23 protein-coding genes and 2 tRNA genes are annotated in these 24,974 nt (G+C 42.4%); 19 read left to right on the plus strand and 6 right to left on the minus strand.

The genetic code is table 11. The features are described 5' to 3' along the window. Positions 1–28: 28 nt before the first annotated feature. Both ACORHV_RS03130 and ACORHV_RS03135 read left to right on the plus strand, forming a co-directional pair. Positions 29–116 (plus strand) — tRNA-Ser (locus ACORHV_RS03130). Positions 117–196: 80 nt separating this feature from the next. Next, entirely contained in the window at positions 197–1,156 is a 960-nt protein-coding gene (locus ACORHV_RS03135; protein ID WP_000721417.1) for a hypothetical protein, read from the plus strand. A gap of 169 nt (positions 1,157–1,325) precedes the next feature. Here the strand turns inward: ACORHV_RS03135 and ACORHV_RS03140 are convergent. Next, positions 1,326–1,413 (minus strand) — tRNA-Ser (locus ACORHV_RS03140). A 161-nt stretch (positions 1,414–1,574) separates the two neighbouring features. Between ACORHV_RS03140 and ACORHV_RS03145 the strand changes: the two genes are divergently transcribed. From ACORHV_RS03145 to ACORHV_RS03160, 4 genes are all read left to right on the plus strand, one after another. Then, positions 1,575–2,315 carry a DeoR/GlpR family DNA-binding transcription regulator gene (locus ACORHV_RS03145; RefSeq protein ID WP_000920660.1) on the plus strand — a complete coding sequence of 247 codons (741 nt, stop codon included), beginning with the start codon at positions 1,575–1,577 and terminating at the stop codon, positions 2,313–2,315. Next, the gene (gene pfkB / locus ACORHV_RS03150) at positions 2,312–3,223 is read left to right on the plus strand and encodes a 1-phosphofructokinase (protein ID WP_434398777.1); all 912 of its coding nucleotides are present in this window, start codon (positions 2,312–2,314) and stop codon (positions 3,221–3,223) included. The genes ACORHV_RS03145 and pfkB overlap by 4 nt, the downstream gene beginning before the upstream one ends. Continuing rightward, positions 3,220–5,172, plus strand: coding sequence for a PTS fructose transporter subunit IIABC (locus tag ACORHV_RS03155; protein ID WP_434398779.1), 1,953 nt, complete (start codon positions 3,220–3,222; stop codon positions 5,170–5,172). Before pfkB ends, ACORHV_RS03155 begins: the two co-directional genes overlap by 4 nt. An 86-nt stretch (positions 5,173–5,258) precedes the next feature. Then, on the plus strand, positions 5,259–7,565 hold the full coding sequence (locus tag ACORHV_RS03160) for a DNA translocase FtsK (protein ID WP_434398781.1): 2,307 nt from the start codon (positions 5,259–5,261) through the stop codon (positions 7,563–7,565). Between the two features lie 44 nt (positions 7,566–7,609). Here ACORHV_RS03160 and ACORHV_RS03165 read toward each other — a convergent pair whose 3' ends face one another. After that, positions 7,610–8,035, minus strand: a complete 426-nt coding sequence (locus ACORHV_RS03165; protein WP_434398783.1) for a DUF6556 family protein — start codon at positions 8,033–8,035, stop codon at positions 7,610–7,612. Between the two features lie 137 nt (positions 8,036–8,172). On the opposite strand from ACORHV_RS03165, the gene ACORHV_RS03170 reads away from it, so the two are divergent. From ACORHV_RS03170 to ACORHV_RS03210, 9 genes are all read left to right on the plus strand, one after another. Beyond that, positions 8,173–9,315, plus strand: coding sequence for a cysteine desulfurase family protein (locus ACORHV_RS03170; RefSeq protein WP_434398785.1), 1,143 nt, complete (start codon positions 8,173–8,175; stop codon positions 9,313–9,315). Positions 9,316–9,323: 8 nt separating this feature from the next. Next, complete coding sequence (gene thiI / locus ACORHV_RS03175) at positions 9,324–10,538, plus strand: tRNA uracil 4-sulfurtransferase ThiI (protein WP_434398787.1); 1,215 nt, start codon at positions 9,324–9,326, stop codon at positions 10,536–10,538. A 136-nt stretch (positions 10,539–10,674) separates the two neighbouring features. Beyond that, positions 10,675–11,499, plus strand: coding sequence for an alpha/beta hydrolase (locus ACORHV_RS03180; protein ID WP_434398789.1), 825 nt, complete (start codon positions 10,675–10,677; stop codon positions 11,497–11,499). Between the two features lie 20 nt (positions 11,500–11,519). Beyond that, the gene (locus tag ACORHV_RS03185; RefSeq protein ID WP_434398791.1) at positions 11,520–12,260 is read left to right on the plus strand and encodes an esterase family protein; all 741 of its coding nucleotides are present in this window, start codon (positions 11,520–11,522) and stop codon (positions 12,258–12,260) included. Between the two features lie 12 nt (positions 12,261–12,272). Then, entirely contained in the window at positions 12,273–13,439 is a 1,167-nt protein-coding gene (locus tag ACORHV_RS03190) for an ATP-grasp domain-containing protein (RefSeq protein WP_434398793.1), read from the plus strand. Positions 13,440–13,596: 157 nt separating this feature from the next. Further along, entirely contained in the window at positions 13,597–14,466 is an 870-nt protein-coding gene (gene gla, locus ACORHV_RS03195; protein ID WP_434398795.1) for an aquaglyceroporin Gla, read from the plus strand. Positions 14,467–14,576: 110 nt separating this feature from the next. Then, entirely contained in the window at positions 14,577–15,302 is a 726-nt protein-coding gene (locus ACORHV_RS03200) for a CppA N-terminal domain-containing protein (RefSeq protein WP_434398797.1), read from the plus strand. After that, positions 15,299–16,234, plus strand: coding sequence for a serine hydrolase domain-containing protein (locus ACORHV_RS03205; protein WP_070838174.1), 936 nt, complete (start codon positions 15,299–15,301; stop codon positions 16,232–16,234). Before ACORHV_RS03200 ends, ACORHV_RS03205 begins: the two co-directional genes overlap by 4 nt. An 8-nt stretch (positions 16,235–16,242) precedes the next feature. After that, a complete protein-coding gene (locus tag ACORHV_RS03210; RefSeq protein ID WP_000047999.1) occupies positions 16,243–17,148 on the plus strand; it encodes a DMT family transporter in 906 nt (301 codons plus the stop codon). 44 nt (positions 17,149–17,192) lie between these two features. On the opposite strand, the gene ACORHV_RS03215 is transcribed toward ACORHV_RS03210, so the two are convergent. Beyond that, positions 17,193–18,476: a uracil-xanthine permease family protein gene (locus tag ACORHV_RS03215; protein WP_000808282.1), complete on the minus strand. Its 1,284-nt coding sequence runs from the start codon at positions 18,474–18,476 to the stop codon at positions 17,193–17,195. Positions 18,477–18,895: 419 nt separating this feature from the next. Next, the gene (gene rsmG / locus ACORHV_RS03220; protein WP_434398800.1) at positions 18,896–19,609 is read right to left on the minus strand and encodes a 16S rRNA (guanine(527)-N(7))-methyltransferase RsmG; all 714 of its coding nucleotides are present in this window, start codon (positions 19,607–19,609) and stop codon (positions 18,896–18,898) included. A gap of 93 nt (positions 19,610–19,702) precedes the next feature. On the opposite strand from rsmG, the gene ACORHV_RS03225 reads away from it, so the two are divergent. Then, positions 19,703–20,263, plus strand: coding sequence for a LemA family protein (locus tag ACORHV_RS03225; RefSeq protein ID WP_000219838.1), 561 nt, complete (start codon positions 19,703–19,705; stop codon positions 20,261–20,263). 1 nt (position 20,264) lies between these two features. After that, on the plus strand, positions 20,265–21,164 hold the full coding sequence (gene htpX / locus ACORHV_RS03230) for a zinc metalloprotease HtpX (RefSeq protein WP_000895755.1): 900 nt from the start codon (positions 20,265–20,267) through the stop codon (positions 21,162–21,164). A gap of 45 nt (positions 21,165–21,209) precedes the next feature. Here the strand turns inward: htpX and ACORHV_RS03235 are convergent, their stop codons facing one another. Both ACORHV_RS03235 and ACORHV_RS03240 read right to left on the minus strand, forming a co-directional pair. Then, positions 21,210–22,769 carry an ATP-binding cassette domain-containing protein gene (locus ACORHV_RS03235; RefSeq protein WP_434398803.1) on the minus strand — a complete coding sequence of 520 codons (1,560 nt, stop codon included), beginning with the start codon at positions 22,767–22,769 and terminating at the stop codon, positions 21,210–21,212. Between the two features lie 484 nt (positions 22,770–23,253). Next, positions 23,254–23,583: a hypothetical protein gene (locus ACORHV_RS03240; RefSeq protein WP_000389545.1), complete on the minus strand. Its 330-nt coding sequence runs from the start codon at positions 23,581–23,583 to the stop codon at positions 23,254–23,256. A gap of 168 nt (positions 23,584–23,751) precedes the next feature. On the opposite strand from ACORHV_RS03240, the gene ACORHV_RS03245 reads away from it, so the two are divergent. Continuing rightward, a complete protein-coding gene (locus ACORHV_RS03245) occupies positions 23,752–24,294 on the plus strand; it encodes a YceD family protein (RefSeq protein ID WP_000773194.1) in 543 nt (180 codons plus the stop codon). Next, complete coding sequence (gene nth, locus ACORHV_RS03250) at positions 24,295–24,924, plus strand: endonuclease III (RefSeq protein WP_000244432.1); 630 nt, start codon at positions 24,295–24,297, stop codon at positions 24,922–24,924. It begins immediately after the preceding gene. The last annotated feature ends 50 nt before the right edge of the window (positions 24,925–24,974 follow it).

The raw sequence follows: 24,974 nt of genomic DNA on the forward strand, positions 1-24,974 counted from the left end.
TTGTATCCAATTACTTTAGTGTGTTAGTGGAGAATTACTCAAGAGGCTGAAGAGGACGGTTTGCTAAATCGTTAGGTCGGGTAACTGGCGCGGGGGTTCGAATCCCCCATTCTCCGTTAGATGAACCCAGTGTTTTTCTAAACAACTATCCTTGGAGGTGGTCTCCAAGAGTAAATTTTTCATAAAGAGGTGAAACATGAAAAAGATTAAGTTACTAAGTATCTTAGCACTCTCAACAGTTGTCTTGGGTGCATGTTCTGCATTGTCTAATCAGTCATCTGAAGCTTCTTCTGATGACAAAGAGAAAACGGAACAAGTTGAGAAGAAGGATGAAGCAGCGGAAGTTAAAGAGAAAGTCACAAAAGATGCTGAAATTCTCCTAGACTCTGTTCTCACTAGCGACTCTGCACGATTCAAGAAAATTTATGGTGAAACCTATGAAAAATGGACTGAGGCCATTTTTGCAGTGCAAACAAGTGAAAAAATCAAAGAAGAAGGGCTTTCACCTGCATCTACATACTCAGTACAATGGCACAAAGATTTCCCTGTAGAAACTCCAGAAGAAACCATTTCAGGTTTCTTGAAGATGAGACGTAGATTATATCAAGATATCGGTTCTTACACTGTTAAAGATGTGAAGGTTGATGAATCAGGAAATACAGCAACTGTTACTTTCAACTCTAAGAAGTTACACTCTAAAGGATTGGCTTCATCTACAAGGGAAGTTCTCACTACTCTTATTGGAGGTGTTGATAACCTAGGTAAATACAATCAAGCTGGTTCAAACGTTGACATCAAGCGTTACCAAACATTGGTTTCTTACTGGATTTTTGAGCATCTATTCAAGAAAGATTTCTCAACCTACAGTGACGTTGACCCTAACTTAGCTCATACACCTTTCACTACTGGTGATTTTGATACTGAAATCAAATTAACAAAGGATAAGGATGGAAACTGGCTGATTTCTCAAGAAGATTACCGTACTTTGGCGACAGAGTTGCTTGATGATACAGAAGGTTATGATAAAATTGTCCGTAAAAACTCAACTAAGTCTAATGATAAATCAACAGACAAGTCTTCAGATAAATCTTCAAACAAATCCACTGATAAATCAACAGACAAATCTTCAGATAAGAAAGATAAAAGCAATATCTAATCCTAAGATTTAAAAGAAAAACAAGTAGTCTTAATAAACTACTTGTTTTTTTATGAATTAGGATACAAAAATGTGGTGTGATAGTTAGAGTAACTCAGCCTTTCATTCCTATATATTGTTCTTAGAACGATAAAAAAACTGCATTGAGGTGCAGTTTTTCTTTTTTCTACGGAAGACATGGGATTCGAACCCACGCACGCTGTTACACGCCTACCGCGTTTCCAACACGGCCTCTTAAGCCTCTTGAGTAATCTTCCAATACTTACTCAAATAGTCTACCATAAAGCCACTTATCTTGCAATAAAAATTTTGGAAATAAGAAAAATGATAGAATTTGACAGAAAATGACAAAAAATGCTTGACTTTGGTAGAGAATGTGCTAGAATGAATAGTGTAAACGATAACAGGAGGTGATTTGGTGTTAAAAACTGAGCGGAAGCAACTGATTTTAGAGGAGTTAAATCAACATCATGTAGTTTCCCTAGAAAAATTGGTTAGTCTATTAGAAACATCAGAATCGACAGTACGAAGAGATTTGGACGAGTTGGAGGCGGAAAACAAGCTTCGCCGTGTACATGGTGGAGCAGAATTGCCCCACTCCTTGCAGGAAGAAGAAACCATCCAAGAAAAATCTGTCAAAAACCTTCAAGAGAAGAAGCTACTGGCTCAGAAAGCAGCCTCTCTTATTAAGGAACAAGATGTTATCTTTATCGATGCTGGAACGACAACTGCTTTTTTAATCAAGGAATTGGTTAATAAGAATATCACAGTCGTGACCAACTCCATTCACCATGCGGTTCAGTTGGTTGAAAAACAGATTCCAACTGTCATGGTTGGAGGAAGTGTCAAAATGGCAACAGATGCATGTATCGGTGGTGTTGCTCTTAACCAAATCAATCAATTGCACTTTGACCGTGCCTTTATCGGGATGAATGGTGTGGACGATGGTTATTATACGACTCCTGATATGGAGGAGGGAGCCGTTAAGCGTGCTATTTTAGAGAATGCCAAACAAACCTATGTCTTGGTGGATTCGTCAAAGATTGGTCAAACTTGCTTTGCCAAAGTAGCACCACTTAAACGCGCTATTGTCATCACAAGTCAAGGGCATGAGCTCTTGCAGGCTATTAAGAAGAAAACGGAGGTAATAGAAGTATGATTTATACAGTCACACTCAATCCATCCATTGACTATATCGTGCGCTTGGACCTAGTTCAAGTCGGCAGTGTCAATCGTATGGACAGTGATGATAAGTTTGCTGGTGGGAAAGGAATCAATGTCAGTCGTGTCTTGAAACGCTTGGGTATTCCAAATACTGCGACTGGATTTATCGGAGGTTTTACTGGTAAATTTATCACAGATACTTTGGCTGAAGAGCAAATTGAGACACGTTTTGTTCAAGTAGCAGAAGATACTCGTATCAATGTCAAGATTAAAGCAGACCAAGAAACAGAAATCAATGGAACGGGTCCAAATGTGGAACCGGATCAGCTAGAAGAGTTGAAAGCTATTTTGTCTAGTTTGACCGCAGAAGATACGGTTGTGTTTGCAGGTTCGAGTGCTAAGAACCTAGGCAATGTTATCTATAAGGATTTGATTGCCTTGACACGCCAGACTGGTGCGCAAGTCGTTTGTGATTTTGAAGGACAGACCTTGATTGATAGTTTAGACTACCAGCCACTTTTGGTGAAGCCAAATAATCACGAACTGGGAGCTATCTTTGGAGTTGAACTCAATAGTTTAGATGAAATTGAGAAATACGCGCGAGAGTTACTGGCTAAAGGTGCTCAAAACGTTATTATCTCTATGGCTGGGGACGGGGCCCTTCTTGTCACATCTGAGGGAGCTTACTTCGCAAAACCTATCAAGGGAACAGTCAAAAACTCAGTGGGAGCTGGTGACTCTATGGTGGCTGGATTTACAGGTGAATTTGTCAAATCAAAAGACGCAATAGAAGCCTTCAAATGGGGAGTGGCTTGTGGAACAGCAACCACCTTCTCAGATGACTTGGCAACAGCGGACTTTATTAAAGAAACATATGAAAAAGTTGAGGTAGAAAAACGATGAAAATTCAAGACCTATTGAGAAAAGATGTTATGTTGCTGGATTTGCAGGCAACTGAAAAAACAGCAGTTATTGAAGAAATGATTAATAGTCTAGTAGAGCATGGCTATGTGACAGATTTTGAAACCTTTAAAGAAGGAATTTTAGCACGTGAAGCTCTAACTTCCACTGGTTTGGGTGACGGAATTGCTATGCCTCACAGTAAAAATTCTGCTGTCAAAGAAGCAACGGTTCTCTTTGCTAAGTCAAACAAGGGTGTTGACTATGAAAGCTTGGATGGGCAACCAACAGACCTCTTCTTCATGATTGCAGCTCCAGAAGGTGCCAATGATACTCACTTGGCAGCCTTGGCAGAATTGTCTCAATACTTGATGAAAGACGGTTTTGCTGACAAACTTCGTCAAGTAACATCTGCAGATCAAGTTATCGAACTCTTTGACCAAGCTTCAGAAAAAGCTGAGGAGCCTGTTCAAGCACCTGCCAATGAATCTGGCGACTTTATCGTAGCTGTTACAGCTTGTACGACAGGTATTGCCCACACTTACATGGCCCAAGAAGCCCTTCAAAAAGTGGCTGCTGAAATGGGTGTTGGGATCAAGGTTGAAACCAATGGTGCTAGCGGTGTTGGGAACCAATTGACTGCGGAAGACATCCGCAAGGCTAAAGCTGTTATCATCGCAGCAGACAAGGCTGTTGAGATGGATCGTTTCGATGGGAAACCATTGATCAATCGCCCGGTTGCAGACGGTATCCGTAAGACAGAAGAATTGATCAATTTGGCTCTTTCAGGAGATGCTGAAGTTTATCGTGCTGCTAATGGAGCAAAATCTGCAACAGCATCTAATGAAAAACAAAGTATCGGTGGAGCTTTCTACAAACACTTGATGAGTGGTGTATCTCAAATGTTGCCATTCGTTATCGGTGGTGGTATCATGATTGCCCTTGCCTTCTTAATCGACGGAGCTTTTGGTGTGCCACAAGATAGTCTTGGCAATCTCGGATCCTACCATGAGCTCGCTTCCATGTTCATGAAAATCGGTGGGGCTGCCTTTGGCTTGATGCTTCCAGTCTTTGCAGGATATGTAGCCTACTCTATCGCTGAAAAACCAGGTTTGGTAGCTGGTTTCGTTGCTGGTGCTATTGCCAAAGAAGGTTTTGCCTTTGGTAAAATTCCTTATGCCGCAGGTGGTGAAGCAACTTCAACTCTTGCAGGTGTCTCATCTGGTTTCCTAGGTGCCCTTGTTGGTGGATTTATCGCAGGTGCCTTGGTTCTTGCTATCAAGAAATACGTTAAAGTTCCTCGTTCACTTGAAGGTGCTAAATCTATCCTTATCCTACCGCTTTTCGGAACAATCTTGACAGGATTTGTCATGCTAGCTGTTAACATCCCAATGGCAGCAATCAACACTGCTATGAATGACTTCCTAGGTGGTCTTGGAGGAGGTTCAGCTGTCCTTCTCGGTATCGTTCTTGGTGGTATGATGGCTGTCGATATGGGTGGACCTGTCAATAAAGCAGCTTATGTCTTTGGAACAGGTACGCTTGCAGCGACTGTTTCCTCAGGTGGTTCTGTAGCAATGGCAGCAGTTATGGCTGGAGGAATGGTTCCACCACTTGCTATCTTTGTCGCAACCCTTCTTTTCAAAAATAAATTTACCAAAGAAGAACGCAACTCTGGTTTGACAAACATCATCATGGGCTTGTCATTTATCACTGAGGGAGCGATTCCATTTGGTGCCGCTGACCCAGCTCGTGCGATTCCAAGCTTCATCCTTGGTTCAGCAGTAGCGGGCGGACTCGTTGGTCTTGCAGGAATCAAACTCATGGCGCCACACGGAGGAATCTTCGTCATCGCTCTTACTTCAAATGCCCTTCTCTACCTTGCCTTTGTCTTGGTTGGTGCAATCGTAAGTGGTGTGGTTTATGGTTACCTACGCAAGCCACAAGCATAAAATGGATTAGAATAGAAAGATTGTTACCATTTGGTGCAATCTTTTTCTCTATTCGAAATGGCTGTGAAATATGGTATAATAAAAGAATGGCAAACAAGAATACTAGTAAAACAAGACGGAGACCGTCTAAAGCAGAACTCGAAAGAAAACAGGCTATCCAGAGGATGTTGATTTCCTTAGGGATTGCCTTATTGTTGATTATTGCAGCTCTCAAGCTCGGTGCGGCGGGTATCACCCTTTATAATCTCATTCGACTGGTGGTTGGAAGTTTGGCCTATGTGGCTATAGGCGGCCTCCTCATTTATCTTTTTCTATTTAAATGGATCCGCAAGCAAGAGGGACTTCTATCAGGATTTCTCTGTATCTTCGCTGGCTTGCTCTTGATTTTTGAGGCCTACTTGGTTTGGAAATATGGTTTGGAGCAATCAGTTCTAAAAGGGACCCTGTCTCAAGTTATGACGGACCTGACTGGTATGCGAGTGACTAGCTTTGCTGGTGGAGGCTTGCTTGGTGTTGGACTCTATATCCCCATATCCTTTCTTTTCTCCAATATCGGATCGTACTTTATTGGATTCCTCTTGATTCTAGTTGGGGCACTCTTGGTTAGTCCTTGGTCTATTTATGATGTTGCAGCCTTTATTGGAGCTCAGTTCAGATCCTTCATGGAAAAACAGGAACAGAGAAAACAGGAACGCTTCATCAAGAGAGAAGAAGAAAAGGCTCGTCAAGAAGCTGAAGAAGCAGCCAGAATTCAGAGAGAACAAGAAAAACAGGATGCATTACCGCTTCCTCCTGTAGATCCTGAAACGGGAGAAATCTTATCTGAAGTACCAGACTACGATTTCCCTCCAATTCCTGAGGAAGAGTGGATCGAACCGGAGATTATCCTCCCTCAAACTGATTTTGACGTTCCAGATGTGGAAGAAGACTTTGAGGATGAAGAGGTACAGGTTGATTTTTCTGCCAAAGAAGCCCTTGAATACAAACTGCCAAGCTTGCAACTCTTTGCGCCAGATAAACCCAAAGATCAGTCCAAGGAAAAGAAGATTGTTCGAGAAAATATCAAAATCCTAGAAGAAACCTTTGCTAGCTTTGGTATCAAGGTGACGGTGGAACGGGCTGAAATTGGACCATCAGTTACCAAGTATGAAGTCAAGCCAGCAGTTGGTGTACGGGTTAACCGCATTTCCAATCTGGCAGACGACTTAGCGCTAGCTCTAGCAGCTAAGGATGTTCGGATTGAGGCTCCAATCCCTGGTAAATCCCTAGTCGGAATCGAAGTGCCTAACTCTGAGATTGCGACCGTTTCCTTCCGTGAACTCTGGGAACAGTCTCAGACTAAACCAGAAAATCTCCTCGAAATTCCTCTAGGTAAGGCTGTCAATGGAACTGCTCGCACCTTTGACCTTTCCAAGATGCCCCACCTACTTGTTGCAGGTTCGACGGGATCAGGGAAGTCAGTCGCAGTTAACGGTATTATCGCGAGCATTCTCATGAAAGCAAGACCCGATCAGGTCAAGTTTATGATGGTGGATCCAAAGATGGTTGAGTTATCCGTTTACAATGACATTCCTCACCTCTTGATTCCAGTTGTGACAAATCCACGCAAGGCCAGCAAGGCACTGCAAAAGGTTGTGGATGAGATGGAAAACCGTTATGAACTCTTCGCCAAGGTTGGTGTGCGAAATATCGCTGGTTACAATGCCAAGGTCGAGGAATTTAATAGCCAATCTGAGTATAAACAAGTACCCCTGCCTTTGATTGTTGTCATTGTGGATGAGTTGGCAGACCTCATGATGGTGGCTAGCAAGGAAGTAGAAGATGCCATCATTCGTCTTGGACAGAAGGCGCGTGCTGCAGGGATTCACATGATTCTCGCAACGCAACGTCCATCGGTTGATGTTATCTCTGGTCTTATCAAGGCCAATGTCCCATCTCGTGTGGCTTTTGCAGTTTCATCAGGTACAGATTCACGAACCATCTTGGATGAAAATGGAGCAGAAAAACTGCTCGGTCGAGGAGATATGCTCTTTAAACCAATTGATGAAAATCACCCAGTCCGTCTACAAGGATCCTTTATCTCAGATGATGATGTCGAACGCATCGTAAACTTCATCAAGGCTCAGGCAGATGCGGACTACGATGACAGCTTTGACCCAGGAGATGTTCCTGAAAATGAAGGAGATTTTTCTGATGGTGAAGCTGGTGGCGATCCGCTTTTTGAAGAAGCTAAGGCTTTGGTTATCGAAACCCAGAAAGCTAGCGCTTCGATGATTCAGCGTCGTTTGTCAGTTGGATTTAATCGTGCGACCCGCCTTATGGAAGAACTCGAAATGGCAGGTGTCATCGGTCCAGCTGAGGGAACCAAACCACGAAAAGTATTGCAACAATAAAAAAATAACTTCTTTCCAAATTTGGAAAGAAGTTATTTTTGTGATTACTGGTTCGTTTTAGTTTCAGAACTCGTCGTATTTGACTGTGTTCCGTTATCGCTAGTTTCTTTTGTTGAGGAAGGTGTAGAAGGATCCTGAGTTGTTGTTTTCTGATCTTCTTTTTTCTCCTCTTTTTTATTGGATTGAGAAGTTTCTTCTTGCGTGGTATTTTCTTTAGTAGAAGTGTTGTCCCTGTTAGGAGTAGTATTTTCCTGAGGGGCTTCCTTTTGAATTTCCTTGACAACAGTTGTTTGGGTTGTCGTCGGTTCTTTTTTGTTGTTTTTGTTATTATCCATAGCGTTCATGATGGTAATAGTAGCGGTGATGAGGCCAAGGATACTACCGATGGTAGCAATCGTTTTTTGAAAGACAGTAAATCCCTTTTTGATGTGTTCTGTTTTTGGTTTTGAAGTTCTACGATAGTTAGACATGATACTCTCCTTTAATTATGATTTATTATACCTCATTTCTTTAAAAAAATCTTAAAAAAAGAGAAACCTCCCTTCCTTGTCGCAGGTCTCTTTTCGTGATACAATAGAAGGAGTGATTTTAGAAAGCGTGAGAAAACATGATCTACTTTGATAATTCGGCGACAACCAAGCCTTATCCTGAAGCACTTGAAACTTACATGCAGGTCGCTTCAAAAATTGTAGGAAATCCGTCTAGTCTCCATCGTTTGGGAGATCAGGCAACACGAATTTTAGATGCTTCCCGGCAGCAAATTGCAGATTTGATTGGGAAGAAGAGTGAGGAAATCTTCTTTACCTCTGGTGGAACAGAAGGAGATAACTGGGTCATCAAGGGTGTGGCCTTTGAAAAAGCCCAGTTTGGCAAGCACATCATTGTGTCAGCTATTGAGCATCCAGCAGTCAAGGAATCAGCCCTTTGGCTGAAAAGTCAAGGTTTTGAGATAGATTTTGCTCCAGTTGATGAGAAAGGATTTGTGGATGTTGAGGCTCTAGCGAATTTGACACGACCTGATACGATCCTTGTCTCCATCATGGCAGTTAACAACGAAATTGGCTCTATCCAACCTATTGAGGCCATCTCAGAACTGTTGGCAGACAAGCCAACTATTTCCTTCCACGTTGATGCAGTTCAGGCACTCGCTAAGATTCCGACTGAAAAATATATAACAGATCGTGTAGATTTTGCGACCTTCTCAAGTCATAAATTTCATGGTGTCCGAGGTGTTGGCTTTGTCTATATCAAGTCTGGTAAGAAAATTACGCCTCTTTTGACAGGTGGTGGTCAAGAGCGTGATTATCGTTCGACAACTGAAAATGTGGCAGGGATTGCAGCGACAGCCAAGGCCCTCCGTTTGTCTATGGAAAAGTTAGATATCTTTGTTAGTAAGACTGGACAGATGAAATCAGTCATTCGCCAAGCGCTTTTGAATTATCCAGATATTTTTGTCTTTTCGGATGAGGAAGACTTTTCCCCTCATATCCTGACTTTTGGGATGAAGGGGGTTCGTGGAGAAGTCATCGTTCATGCATTTGAAGACTATGATATTTTCATTTCCACAACCTCTGCTTGTTCGTCCAAGGCAGGGAAACCTGCAGGCACCTTGATTGCCATGGGAGTGGACAAAGATAAGGCCCAGTCAGCTGTTCGCCTAAGCCTAGACTTGGAAAATGATATGAGTCAAGTCGAGCAGTTCTTGACCAAGCTAAAATTAATTTACAATCAAACTAGAAAAGTAAGATAGGAGCATTTATGCAGTATTCAGAAATTATGATTCGCTATGGAGAATTGTCAACCAAGCACAAAAATCGTATGCGTTTCATCAATAAACTTCGCAATAATATTTCGGACGTTTTGTCCATCTATCCCCAAGTTAAGGTAACCGCAGATCGCGACCGTGCCCACGCTTACCTGAATGGAGCTGATTATACAGCAGTATCAGAATCTCTCAAACAAGTTTTTGGGATCCAAAATTTTTCTCCCGTTTATAAGGTTGAAAAGTCTGTAGAAGTTCTGAAATCTGCTGTCCAAGAGATTATGAAGGAAATCTACAAGGAAGGGATGACCTTTAAAATCACTAGCAAGCGTAGCGACCACAACTTTGAATTGGACAGCCGTGAACTCAATCAAACTCTTGGTGGAGCTGTTTTCGAGGCTATTCCAAACGTGCAAGCTCAGATGAAAAATCCAGATATTAATCTTCAAGTTGAGATTCGTGAGGAAGCGGCCTACCTTTCCTATGAAACCTTCCGTGGAGCAGGAGGATTACCTGTGGGAAGTTCTGGTAAAGGCATGCTCATGTTGTCAGGGGGTATTGATTCACCCGTGGCAGGTTATCTAGCTCTTAAACGAGGGGTAGATATTGAGGCCGTTCACTTTGCCAGCCCACCATATACTAGTCCTGGTGCCCTTAAGAAAGCCCAAGATTTGACCCGCAAATTGACCAAGTTTGGGGGCAATATCCAGTTTATCGAGGTGCCTTTCACAGAGATTCAAGAGGAAATCAAGGCTAAAGCGCCAGAAGCCTACCTTATGACCTTGACACGTCGTTTTATGATGCGCATTACCGACCGTATCCGTGAGGTACGAAATGGTTTAGTTATCATTAATGGGGAAAGTCTTGGCCAAGTAGCTAGCCAAACTTTGGAAAGCATGCAGACTATCAACGCTGTGACCAGCACTCCAATTATTCGTCCCGTGGTTACGATGGACAAGTTGGAAATCATTGACATCGCGCAGGAAATCGATACCTTTGAAATTTCAATCCAGCCTTTTGAAGACTGCTGTACCATTTTTGCGCCTGACCGTCCTAAGACCAATCCTAAGATAGAGAATGCAGAGCAGTATGAAAAACGCATGGATGTTGAAGGCTTGGTTGAGCGAGCAGTGGCTGGGATTATGATTACTGAAATCACTCCCCTGGTTGAAAAAGATGCTGTCGATGAGTTAATTGACAATCTCCTCTAATCAGAAAATCCAGAAGAATTCAGAAAAACAAATGAAAAAAGTTAGTTATTTATCCTTAAAATGGACATTAACTGACTTATTTTCTATTTTTATGGTATAATAAGATAAAATTTTGAATATAGAGAGTTTTCTGACAATGAATCATTCCTACTTTTACTTAAAAATGAAAGAACATAAACTCAAGGTTCCTTATACTGGAAAAGAGCGTCGTGTGCGTGTGCTTCTGCCTAAGGACTACGAGAAAGACACAGACCGTTTTTACCCAGTTGTTTACTTTCATGATGGGCAAAATGTCTTTTACAGCAAGGAGTCTTATATCGGACACTCTTGGAAGATTATTCCAGCTATTAAGCGAAATCCTGACATCAGTCGCATGATTGTCGTTGCTATAGATAATGATGGCATGGGGCGGATGAATGAGTATGCGGCTTGGAAGTTTCAAGAATCTCCTATCCCAGGGCAGCAGTTTGGTGGTAAGGGTGTGGAGTATGCTGAGTTTGTCATGGAGGTGGTCAAGCCTTTTATCGATGAAACCTATCGTACCAAAGCTGATCGCCAGCACACGGCTATGATTGGTTCGTCACTAGGAGGCAATATCACCCAGTTTATCGGACTAGAGTACCAAGACCGAATTGGTTGTCTTGGTGTCTTTTCATCTGCTAACTGGCTTCACCAAGAAGCCTTTAACCGCTATATCGAGCGCAAGAAATTGTCGCCTGAACAGCGCATTTTTATCTATGTAGGAACAGAAGAAGCAGATGATACGGACAAGACCTTGATGGCTGGCAATATTAAACAAGCCTATATCGACTCGTCGCTTCATTATTACCGTGATTTGATTTCAGGTGGAGTACACTTGGATAATCTTGTCTTGAAAGTTCAGTCTGGTGCCATCCATAGTGAAATCCCTTGGTCGGAAAATTTGCCAGACTGTCTCCGATTTTTTGCAGAAAAATGGTAAGTTAAGAAAGGAGAAAGCCAATGCATATTGAAAACCTCAGCCACTGGAGTGGCAATCTCAACCGTGAAATGTACCTCAACCGTTATGGAAATGCTGGGATTCCAGTTGTTGTTTTTGCTTCATCTGGTGGCAGTCACAACGAATACTATGATTTTGGCATGATTGACGCCTGTGCTTCCTTTATCGAGGAAGGGCGCGTCCAATTTTTTACTCTCTCCAGTGTTGACAGTGAGAGCTGGCTAGCCACTTGGAAAAATGGTCATGACCAGGCGGAGATGCACCGAGCTTACGAACGTTATGTGATTGAGGAGGCCATTCCTTTTATCAAGCACAAGACAGGTTGGTTTGACGGAATGATGACGACAGGTTGCTCGATGGGAGCCTACCATGCACTCAATTTCTTTCTCCAGCATCCAGATGTCTTTACCAAGGTGATTGCCCTCAGTGGTGTTTACGATGCACGTTTCTTCGTTGGCGATTACTACAATGACGATGCAATTTACCAAAACTCACCTGTAGATTATATCTGGAATCAAAACGACGGCTGGTTTATTGATCGTTACCGTCAGGCGGAGATTGTCGTTTGTACGGGCCTTGGTGCCTGGGAACAAGATGGTCTGCCATCCTTCTACAAGCTCAAAGAAGCCTTTGACCAGAAACAAATTCCAGCCTGGTTTGCTGAATGGGGACACGATGTCGCCCACGACTGGGAATGGTGGCGTAAACAAATGCCCTATTTTCTTGGACACCTGTATCTATAAAAGGAGTTGCCTATGAATTACCTTGTTATTTCTCCCTACTATCCGCAAAACTTCCAACAGTTTACCATCGAGCTAGCTAATAAAGGCATCACCGTTTTGGGAATTGGTCAAGAACCTTACGAACAACTAGATGAACCTTTGCGCAATAGTCTGACTGAGTATTTCCGTGTGGACAATCTTGAGAACATAGACGAAGTCAAACGTGCAGTTGCCTTTCTTTTCTACAAGCATGGCCCAATCGACCGCATCGAGTCCCACAATGAATACTGGCTTGAGCTAGACGCAACACTCAGAGAACAATTCAATGTCTTTGGTGCCAAACCAGAGGATCTCAAAAAGACCAAGTTTAAGTCTGAGATGAAGAAACTTTTCAAAAAAGCAGGCGTCCCTGTGGTACCTGGTGCTGTTATCCAGACGGAAGCAGATGTGGATAGAGCAGTTGAGACGATTGGTCTACCAATGATTGCCAAACCTGATAACGGAGTGGGAGCGGCCGCAACCTTTAAGCTTGAGACAGAAGACGATATCCATCACTTCAAGCAAGCATGGGATCATTCAACCGTTTATTTCTTTGAAAAATTTGTCACTTCTAGCGAAATCTGTACCTTTGACGGGCTTGTGGACAAGGATGGCAATATCGTCTTTTCAACGACTTTCGATTATGCCCATACACCACTTGATCTGATGATATATAAGATGGACAATTCTTACTATGTCCTCAAGGATATGGATCCCAAACTGCGCAAGTATGGTGAGGCCATTGTCAAGGAATTTGGAATGAGAGAACGCTTTTTCCATATCGAGTTCTTCCGTGACGGGGACGACTACATTGCCATTGAGTACAATAACCGTCCTGCAGGTGGTTTTACCATAGATGTTTATAACTTTGCTCATTCCTTGGACCTTTATAGAGGCTACGCAGCTATTGTCGCAGGAGAAGAGTTTCCAAGTTCAGAGTTTGAGCCCCAGTATTGCTTGGCAACTTCACGTCGTGCCAATGCAAATTATGTCTATTCAGAAGAAGACTTGCTTGCCAAGTATAGCCAACAATTCAAGGTCAAAAAAATCATGCCAGCAGCTTTTGCAGAACTACAAGGGGATTACCTTTATATGCTGACAACTCCAAGTCGTCAAGAGATGGAGCAGATGATTGCAGACTTTGGTCAACGTCAAGACTAATAAAAAGGATGAAAGGAGTTTGACTCCTTTTGTCCTTTTCTTAAAGATAAGTTAAATAAAGCGTTTTCCAGAGATTCTTTTAGAAAATCTGTTGCTAAAAGGCCTAAAAATTGATAGAATAAGGATTGTCTAAAAAAATTGAAGGAGAATCTATCAAATGGATTTTACATGGGCTATTAAATATGCCACAGAATTCTTGGGAACTGCTATTTTGATCATTCTTGGTAATGGTGCAGTTGCTAACGTTGAACTTAAAGGTACGAAAGGTCACCAAAGTGGCTGGCTCGTTATCGCAGTTGGTTACGGTATGGGGGTTATGATCCCAGCCTTGATGTTCGGTAACGTATCAGGAAACCACATCAACCCAGCTTTCACTCTTGGACTTGCTGTTAGTGGTCTTTTCTCTTGGGAGCAAGTACCATATTACATCCTAGCACAAGTTTTGGGAGCAATCTTTGGTCAAGCTTTGGTTGTAGCGACTCACCGTCCTTACTACTTGAAAACAGAAAACCCAAACAATATCTTGGGTACCTTCTCAACGATTTCAAGCATCGACCACGGTACAAAAGAATCACGTTTTGCAGCTACTGTTAACGGCTTCCTCAATGAGTTTGTAGGTTCATTTGTTCTTTTCTTTGCAGCACTTGGTTTGACTAAAAACTTCTTTGGTGCTGAGGTTCTTCAATACATGAAACAAATGGCTACTCAAGCTGGACAAACTGTTGATTTAAGTGAATTGGCAGTGAAAGCTCAAGTAGCTCCACATACAGCTGCTGGGATCTCAGTTGCGCACTTGGCACTTGGTTTCCTAGTGATGGCCTTGGTAACTTCACTTGGTGGACCTACTGGACCTGCTTTGAACCCAGCTCGTGACTTCGGACCACGTCTTCTTCACGAACTCCTTCCAAAATCAGTTCTTGGTCAACACAAGGGTGATTCAAAATGGTGGTATGCATGGGTACCAGTTGTAGCTCCAATCGCAGCGGCTATTGCAGCAGTAGCAGTATTCAAACTACTTTACCTATAAGAAATGAAACTGGGGAATCCCAGTTTTTTTCTTGTAAAATTTCTAAATAAAATAGATATGGCTTGTAAAATATTCGAAAATCCTTTAAAATAAAAGAGTTGGAGGAATTTATGAGTGTGAATGAGATTGTTCGGATCGTTCCGACTTTGAAAGTTAATAATCGAAAATTAAATGAAAGATTTTACATTGAAACCCTGGGGATGAAACCTTTGCTAGAAGAGTCTGCCTTTCTTTCATTAGGCGACCAGACAGGTACGGAGAGATTGATTTTAGAAGAGGCTCCAAGTATGCGAACGCGCAGAGTTGAAGGACTTAAGAAGCTAGCTAGACTCTTGATAAAGGTTGAAAATCCTTCTGAAATCGAGGGCCTTCTTTCTCAGATGAAGTCTCTTCCACGCCTATTTAAAGGAAACCGTGGGTATGCTTTTGAGATTGTTTCTCCTGAAGAGGATGTGATCCTTGTTCATGCAGAAAATGATATAAGCGATTTGGTTCCACTGGAAACTGTTCCTGAATTTTATTCAAATACAAGTATAAAATACGTGAGTCAATTTGATGTTTCTATGGAGTTGCGTTTGCCTGAAGGAACAGAGAGTTTACTTGATTCTGAAAGAGTAGCGCAAGTAATCACCTTTACTAAAGGGCAAGGAGCAGATTTGGCTGTTGAAAACAATGTCACTTGGGACCTGACGATGTTGAAATTTTTAGTCAAGAATTTTGATCTAACCAGCCTTCGTCAGAAATTTGAAAAGACAGGCTACTTTGTCCCTAAGTCTGAAAAATTCTTCCTTGGTAAAGATGCCAATAACATTGAATTGTGGTTTGAAGAAGCATGAAGTTGGAAAAAATTCTAAGAAAAATAGAAAATCAAATCGAGGCAGGGGTATATCCCGGGGCCTCTTTTGCGTATTATAAGGATGGTGAATGGAAAGAGTCTTATCTAGGATTGAGTGATCCAGAACGAGGCTTGAAGACAGAGACCGGTTTGGTTTATGATTTGGCAAGTGTGAGTAAGGTCGTGGGAGTGGGGACGGTTTTTACCTTCTTGTGGCAGCAGGGCAAATTCGATATTGATCGACCGGTGACGGATTTTTTACCGGAGTGTGATTATCCTGATATCACTATACGGCAGCTTCTGACCCATGCTACAGATTTAGACCCCTTCATTCCCAAACGTGACAAGTTAAGTGCAGAGGAATTGAGAGAAGCTATGTTTCACCTCAACAGACGAAGTCAGCCTGCTTTTCTATACTCAGACGTTCACTTTTTACTCTTGGGCTTTCTTTTGGAAAAAATCTTTAACCAAGACTTGGATCAGATTATAGAAGAACAAGTTTTGGAACCATGGGGGATGAAAGAAACCCAGTTCGGCCCCATTGAGCAAGCTGTACCAACAGTGAGAGGAGTAGAGTCCGGAATCATTCACGACCCCAAAGCCCGTCTATTAGGGAAACACGCAGGAAGTGCTGGTTTGTTTTCGACTGTTAAGGATTTGCAAATTTTTCTGGAACATTACTTGAAAGATGAGTTTGCTGCAGATTTGAGCCAAAATTACGCTCCCTTAAATGATAAGGAGCGGTCTCTAGCCTGGAATCTGGAAGGAGCTTGGCTCGACCATACGGGTTATACAGGTACCTTCATTATGTGGAATCGGGAGAAGCAGGAAGCGGCTATCTTTTTATCCAATCGAACGTATGAGAAGGATGAGCGTGCCCAGTGGATAGTCGATCGAAACCAAGTCATGGAAATGATTCGTCAAGAGGAGTAGGGGGAAGCATGTCGAAAACCGTAAAAGGAACTCTGTATACAGTAGTGGCAGGGATTGCTTGGGGCTTGTCTGGAACCAGTGGCCAATACCTGATGGCACACGGGATTTCTGCTTTAGTCTTGACCAATTTGCGACTTATCATTGCAGGCTTGGCACTGGTGTTCTTATCCTATACGACTTCAAAGGATAAATTCCTTTCTTTTTTAAAAGACAAAAAAAGTCTGCTATCTCTGTTGCTATTTGCAGTTTTTGGACTTTTCTTAAACCAGTTTGCCTATCTTTCTGCCATTCAGGAAACCAATGCTGGAACGGCGACAGTTCTCCAGTATGTATGCCCCGTTGGGATCTTGGTTTATACCTGTATGAAGGATAAGGTAGCTCCGACACTGGCTGAGATTATTTCGATTGGATTGGCTATAGGAGGAACTTTTCTGATCGCGACGCATGGGAAAGTCGACCAGTTGTCTGTCACACCCCTAGGTCTGTTCTGGGGCCTCTTTTCAGCCTTGACCTATGCCCTCTATATTATTCTTCCCATCGTTTTGATTAAGAAGTGGGGCAGTATTTTGGTGATTGGTGTCGGGATGGTTATTTCTGGTGTAGTGGCTATTCCCTTCACAGGAGTCTTACAGGCCAGCATACCAACCAGCTTAGATTTTCTCTTTGCATTTGCTGGGATTATCATCATCGGAACGGTCTTTGCCTATACAGCTTTCCTAAAGGGAGCTAGTCTGATAGGCCCTGTTAAGTCTAGTTTATTGGCTTCCATAGAGCCAATTTCTGCCGTTTTCTTTGCCTTTCTGATTATGAAGGAACAGTTTTATGCGATTGATTTTATAGGTATGGCTATGATTTTACTAGCCGTGACCATTATTTCATTGAAAGATTTACTGTTGGAAATAAAGAGTAAGTAATTAAAAAATCCACTCAATCGAGTGGATTTTTTGTGTATAGATGATTAGTCTTTATTTTCGTGTGGCAAAATCAAGTTCAAGATGATTCCTGTCATGGCTGATAGAGCAGTACCTGAAAGGGTTACTGGACCGAGTTTAAGGATTGCTCCACCAAGTCCAAGTACCAGCATAGCACTTGCAATGATAAGGTTACGCATTTGGCTGAAGTCAACGCGTTCCTTAATCAAAACTTTCAAACCATTGCTGGCGATAACTCCGTAGAGAAGGATGGACATGCCACCAAGCACAGCATTTGGAATGGTTGAAATCAAGGCAGTGAATTTCCCTAGGAAGCTAAGAGCAATGGCGATGAAGGCCGCGTTACGGATAACAGAGACAGAAGCGATACGAGTCATCCCAATAACCCCTGTATTTTCGCCGTAAGTCGTATTAGCTGGTCCACCGAGGAAGGCTGATACAGATGTCGCGATACCATCACCAAGAAGCGTACGGTGAAGTCCTGGTTCTTTCAGGAATTGACGGCCACAGATTTGGCTTAAAACTGTGTGGTCTCCGATGTGTTCTGAAATGGTTACAATAGCGATTGGCAAGATGGCGATTGTTTCAGGACCGAAGTACAAGTTGTACTCTTTAAAGGCTCCACCTGTACTAAATGGCAAGTAGAAACCAGGAATTTCAAACCAATTGGCTTGAAGGACTGGGGTAAAGTCAACCAAACCAAGCATCATAGCGAAGATGTACCCACCGATGATGGCAAAGAGGAAAGGAATGATACGAAGGAACCCTTTTCCTTTTGTATTGATAAAAGCGGCAATCAAGAACGTCACGACAGCTACAAGAGCGTTTTTCCAGTTTCCGTCTGCTACGAGTCCAGCATTCGTTACAGCAGAACCAGCAAGACCAAGACCGATAACGATAATCATAGGTCCGATAATGATTGGTGGCAAGAGTTTATCAATCCATTTCGTACCTGCAAAACGAACACTTGCTGCTACAAGGACATAGACCAAACCAGTCAAGATAACTCCAGTTTGAGCAGCAGAGACATCGCCTCCCATTTCTTTCATGGCTAGAGACATAGCTGTGATAAAGGCGAATGAAGAACCTAGATAAACTGGAACCTTAAAGCCAGTAGAAATCATGTAGATAAGTGTTCCAATACCGGAAGCAAAGAGAGCAACCGACACGGGCATTCCCAAAATTAAGGGAACGAGAATGGTTGCACCAAACATGGCAAATACGTGCTGGAAGCTGAGAAGAATACCTTTACCAGCAGAAGGACGTTGATCAACGTCTAGTAACAAGTCAACAGTTGATTCCTGTTTCATAAAAACCTCACTTTTGGGCACCAAAAAAGAGCCCATTATTTTGCAGCAATAGGCCCTCAGAGTAAGACTTTTTAAAAAATAGCTATCTTTTAAAAATTTATATAAATCTGCGCCTTCGTCACCTCACAGGATGACATTAAAAACCTTTGCTTAGGATAGTATAGCAGAAAAAATTCGTTTTGTAAACGAATTTTTCCCGAGCCTAGAAATGCGAAAGCGAGGTTTGATTTTGTAAATCATTTTTTCCCGAGCCTAGAAATAGGAGAGCGAGGTTCGTTTTGTAAACGAATTTTTCCCGAGCCTAGAAATAGGAGAGCGAGGTTCGTTTTGTAAACGAATTTTTCCCGAGCCTTGAAATAAGAGAGCGAGGTTGATTTTGTAAATGGTTTTCTGAATTTTAAACAAGGGGGCACCATTGTTTAAAGTGGGCGTTTGTTGGGCATGCCAGCCTTTCTTGGGTACTTGTTAGGCGTCTCCTTTTTCTTTTCGACCACAGTGATGTAGCGCGGATCTCCATTTGGCAGGGCATAGCTGAGGTTGTCCTCTACCTTACTAAAGAGGAGGTTGAGGGCATTCTTGGCTTCTAGCAATTCCTCAGGAGCATTGCTGGCCTTGAGTGCCAATAGTTTGCCGCTAACCTTAAGATAGGGAATGGTCAGCTCAGACAAAACCTGCATACGGGCAACCGCACGAGCCGTCACCACATCAAACTGGGCACGGAAGTTCTTGTCTTGAGCAAAGTCTTCTGCCCGTCCATGGTAGAAGTGAACACCATCCAAATCCAACTCCTGAGCCAAAAGCTGAAGGAAGTTGATGCGCTTATTGAGCGAATCAATGATGGTCACCTCCAACTGAGGATAGAGAATTTTCATGGGCAGACTAGGAAATCCTGCCCCCGCTCCGATATCAAGAAGTTTGATAGTTTCATTTGAAATCAAGCCTTGCAGAATGGGTGCAATCGAATCATAAAAATGTTTGAGATAAACTTCCTCTTTATCTGTAATAGCGGTCAGGTTAATCTTTTCATTCCACTCGACCAAGAGTTCAAAATACCGTTCAAATTGGTTCTTTTGCTGGTCAGAAAGTGGAAGATTTTGCTCAGCGAGCAAGCTGTAAAATGTTTCTGGTTTCATAGTACTTTCCTTCTCTAGTATCATCTTATTTTACCATATTCATTAAAATTTTGATATACTGGTAGTAATCTAAAAGCAGAAAGGAATAAGATTATGACTTGGATTATTCTTGGAGTTTTGGCTCTGATTGTTATTTTTGTGATTGTTAGCTATAACGGTTTGGTTAAAAATCGTATGCAGACCAAGGAGGCTTGGAGCCAGATCGATGTTCAGTTGAAGCGTCGTAATGATCTCCTTCCAAACTTGATTGAAACAGTCAAAGGCTATGCCAAATATGAAGGTTCTACCTTGGAAAAAGTAACAGAACTTCGTAGACAAGTAGCCGCAGCAACTTCACCGGCAGAAGCTATGAAGGCCAGTGATGCCCTTACCCGCCAGATTTCTGGTATCTTTGCAGTAGCAGAGAATTACCCAGACTTGAAAGCTAGTGCTAATTTTATCAAATTGCAAGAAGAGTTGACCAATACAGAAAATAAAATTTCATATTCACGCCAACTCTACAACAGTGTTGTCAGCAACTACAATGTAAAACTTGAAAGCTTCCCAAGTAACATCATCGCAGGGCTATTTGGCTTTAAAGCTGCAGACTTCCTTCAAACACCTGAAGAGGAAAAGGCAGTTCCTAAAGTTGACTTTAGCGGTTTAGGTGACTAAGATGTTGTTTGATCAAATTGCGAGCAATAAACGAAAAACTTGGATTTTGTTGCTGGTTTTCTTCCTACTCTTAGCCTTGGTTGGTTATGCGGTTGGCTATCTCTTCATGCGCTCAGGTCTTGGGGGCATGATTATTGCCTTGATTATTGGTCTTATCTACGCTCTGACCATGATCTTTCAATCGACAGAGATTGTCATGTCTATGAATGGGGCGCGTGAGGTTGATGAGCAAACAGCCCCAGACCTCTACCATGTAGTAGAAGATATGGCCATGGTCGCTCAGATTCCCATGCCACGTGTTTTCATCATTGAGGATTCTTCTTTAAATGCCTTTGCAACAGGTTCGAATCCGCAGAATGCAGCTGTCGCAGCCACTTCGGGCCTTCTGGCTATCATGAATCGCGAGGAACTGGAAGCTGTTATGGGGCATGAGGTCAGTCATATCCGAAACTACGATATCCGCATTTCGACCATTGCTGTTGCCCTTGCCAGTGCTATTACCCTTCTGTCTAGTATGGCAGGACGGATGATGTGGTGGGGTGGCGCAGGTCGCAGACGGAGTGATAATGATCGCGATGGAAATGGTTTGGAGATTATCATGCTTGTTATCTCTCTCTTAGCCATTGTTCTAGCACCTCTCGCGGCAACTTTGGTGCAACTTGCAATTTCCCGTCAGAGGGAATTTCTGGCGGATGCATCCAGTGTGGAGCTGACTCGCAATCCTCAAGGGATGATCAATGCACTGCGCAAGTTGGAGAATAGCGAGCCAATGCATCACCATGTTGATGATGCCAGCAGCGCTCTTTATATCAATGATCCCAAGAAAGGTGGGGGACTTCAAAAACTCTTTTATACCCACCCACCTATCTCAGAACGAATCGAACGCTTGAAACACATGTAAAAAAAATCCAGAGAGATTTCTCTGGATTTTTGCTATGTTCAAAAATTATAAATCTTGTAAAGCGACGACTTCCAAACCATTTTCTGTCAAACGATAGATACTCGTACAGACCTCTTTTAAGAAGCGTCTGTCATGCGAAACAGTGATCAGACCGCCTAGATAGGAGGCAAATAGTTTTCTGATTTCGGGTTGAGAAGTGGGAGAAAAGTTTCGTGTGGGCTCATCCAGAAGAAGAAAGTTCGGTTTGCGCAACACTAAATCTAAAAGTAGGAGTTTACCTTGTTGCCCGCCAGATAGGGAGCGGATTTGGTGGTGCATCTCTGGATAGTTGAAATTGAGACTGGCTAGGTGAGATTGGATTTTCTGGAGTTCTTCTTTTTGTCCAGTGTGGCTGAGGTAGGCTACTGGAGATAAATCCAATTGCAGTTTTTTATGGTAATCTTGTGGCATAAAAGCAAGCGAAATCTCTCTTTTGGCGCTGAGCAGTTGTTGAAACTTGGCTAACAGAGTTGATTTCCCAACACCATTTGGCCCAATGATACCGATTTTATCTTGGCCACGGACAGTTAGTTGTAACCCCTGAGCTAAAACGCGCTCTCCAATGGACAAATTTTCTTTTTCCAGTTGGATTAATACTTTAGAAGCCGGTAATGGTTGGACGTCTGAAAAGAAAAGTTGGATTTGTTCCTCGTCAAGTGGCTTTTGGGTCATGGACTGGGCTTCCTTTTCAAAGCGTTTTTCTTGAGAGAGTACATTTTTCATCTTTTTAGCCAATAGGCGCCCGGCAACATCATTTTTAGTATTTCGCAAAGCATTTTCTACATTCTGCTTAACGCGACGATGTTTTTCCATGGTTTTGTCATAGGCTCTTTGGTCGTTAGCAGCTTGCTGGCTTTGTCTGGCAAAACTAGCCTTCCTCTGGTCACTATAGCGATCGTAGTCTAAATGCTCCACTAGGGTTTCGGCTTCTTTCCGGTGTTTAACAAGGCGTAAATGGATAATAGTATCCGCAGTTTGAGAAAGAAAGTCTTCATCATGGGAAATGAAAATAACAGTTTGCCTAATCTTTCGAATTTGACCTTTTAGCCAATCAACCGTCTCAAGGTCTAGGTCATTTGAAGGTTCATCTAAAAATAGAATCTCAAAGGGTTTTGCCAACTCATGGATGAGCTGAATTTTCAAAGCTTCGCCCCCTGATAGACTGCCAATTTCTTGGTCGCTAGCAAAACGGTCGCTATCAAAGTGCAATTCCTCCGCCAAACGATAAAGAATACTGTAGTCTAAATCAGCAGAATCCAAAAAGAAGTAGTCATGTAGAGTTTTCTTTTTCAGGTCCTCAGCTAGTTTTTGAGGAATGTAGGCCAGTGATTGAAGGTCAGACTGAATGTCGCCCTTGATAGTAAAATCAGGCAAAGCTTCCCCCATTAAAGCTCGTAGTAAAGTCGATTTGCCATTTCCCTCTTCACCAATAATAGCAACCTTTTCTCCGTCTTGGATAGTCATGGTTAGGTCAGATACAAGATCTCGTAGATCTTTGTTTTGTGTGATGGTCAGATGATTGATTTTTATCATATTGTTGCCCTTTCTAGAATGTCCATAGTGCATAACAAAAAGCTCTACTTTATCTAGTAGAGCCCAAAGTCACTGTCAAAACTCTATTATCCTCGTTGAAAAGGTCGTCAAACTAGCTTGGAGCTGCCTAACCCAAGAGGGGCAGATGATTAGCTTTCCAGTTTTTTGATTTTCAATGAGGACAAGATACTAGAAAATCTAGTATTAAAAGAGCACACAAAAAGAGACAAAAACAAGATCTACTAAATAAAGGTTCTTTATTTGATAGATTAGTTGTTCATGTCTCCCTTACCTCCGAGTATTAGTACCTCTATCCTATACCTTTCAGGAAATTTTGTCAATAGAAAACAGGAAATTCTAGTTTTTATACTCAATGAAAATCAAAGGGCAAACTAGGAAGCGACCCGAAGACTGCTTAAAGCACAGCTTTCAGGTTGCAGATAGAGCTGACGAAGTCAGTAACCCATACCAACGGCAAGGCGAAGTTAACGTGGTTTGAAGAGATTTTTGAAGAGTATCAGAAACCAAAAACAGGCCCATAGAGAGTCAGTACGTGTTTGACATGTTCGTAGTGGAACTTGTCATAGTTGCGCCAAGCGGTGCGTGCTTGATCATTCAGTTTTAGGCTCCCTAGTCCAATCAGAAGACTGGTGCGTTGGTAAAATTTCTCAAGGTCGATTAAGATACTGTTGTCCAGCTTTTCTGCTTTTTTTAGTTCCGTAAGAGTGGTGTTCAGCAGCTCTTGCAGTCGAAGATCATCGGCTGTTCCTTGTTTGCAACTTTGGTAGCTTTTATCTAACTCGGAAAGGAGTTGGTAAGCTTCAGTGATGAGTGCTTTATCTTCCATATGAGCATCCTCCTTGCTCTAGTGTATTCTTGCCTATAGTATAGCACTAATAGGAAAGTTTGTCATAGTAAATATGTTAAAAAATGAGATTTTAATATCAAAGTTTGGAAAGCTGACTTATAGCCTTTTCATGGTATAATCAAGTGAGTACATCTTTATGGAGGAAATATGAAGTTAAATATTCAAGAAATTCGTAAGCAACCTGAAGGCCTGCATTTTGAACAAGCTTTAGACCTGGCAGCAGACTTGCGTAAACGGAACCAAGAGATTTTAGATGTCAAAGATATCCTTGCAGTGGGGAAGGTACAGTACGAAGACCGTCTGTATTTCTTAGACTATCAGTTGTCATATACCATTGTCCTTGCTTCCAGCCGCAGTATGGAGCCGGTTGAGTTAGCTGAGTCTTATCCAGTGACAGAAGTTTTCATGGAAGGAGCGACCAACCAACTGGACCAGGAAGTTCTAGATGATGATTTGGTCTTGCCTATCGAAAATGGGGAAATCAACCTTGCAGAGAGCGTAGCAGATAATATCTTGCTCAATATCCCAATCAAAGTCTTGACGGCAGAAGAAGAGGCGGGCCAAGGTTTTGTGTCAGGAAATGACTGGCAAATCATGACTGAGGAAGAATACCAAGCCCAACAAGCAGTCAAGAAAGAAGAAAACAGTCCATTTGCTGGCTTGCAAGGACTGTTTGATGGAGACGAGTAGATGGTTTTATCCAAGAAACGTGCCCGTCATGTCATAGAGGAAATTATTGCCCTTTTTCCAGATGCCAAACCAAGTCTAGATTTTCGCAATCATTTTGAACTCTTGGTTGCGGTGATGTTGTCAGCTCAGACGACAGATGCAGCGGTAAATAAGGCTACGCCAGGTCTCTTTGCTGCTTTTCCAACGCCACAAGCCATGTCTGTCGCGACAGAGAGTGAAATTGCTTCACACATTTCTCGCCTGGGACTGTATCGAAATAAGGCCAAATTCCTTAAAAAATGTGCCCAACAGTTACTAGACGATTTTGATGGTCAAGTGCCTCAGACACGAGAGGAATTAGAAAGTCTAGCGGGTGTTGGTCGTAAAACAGCAAATGTCGTCATGAGTGTGGGGTTTGGGATTCCTGCTTTTGCAGTGGATACTCATGTGGAGCGTATCTGTAAGCATCACGATATCGTAAAAAAATCGGCTACGCCACTTGAAGTAGAGAAACGTGTTATGGATGTCTTGCCACCAGAAGAGTGGTTAGCAGCCCACCAGGCTATGATTTACTTTGGACGAGCTATCTGCCATCCCAAAAATCCAGAATGTGACCACTATCCCCAACTGTATGATTTTAGTAATGTTTAAGGGGACTCTGAAAAAGTTTTTGCTTGATTTTAAGGGTGCTTTGTGCTATA

It is taken from the genome of Streptococcus sp. KHUD_016, assembly GCF_051106465.1.
Lineage (GTDB): Bacteria > Bacillota > Bacilli > Lactobacillales > Streptococcaceae > Streptococcus.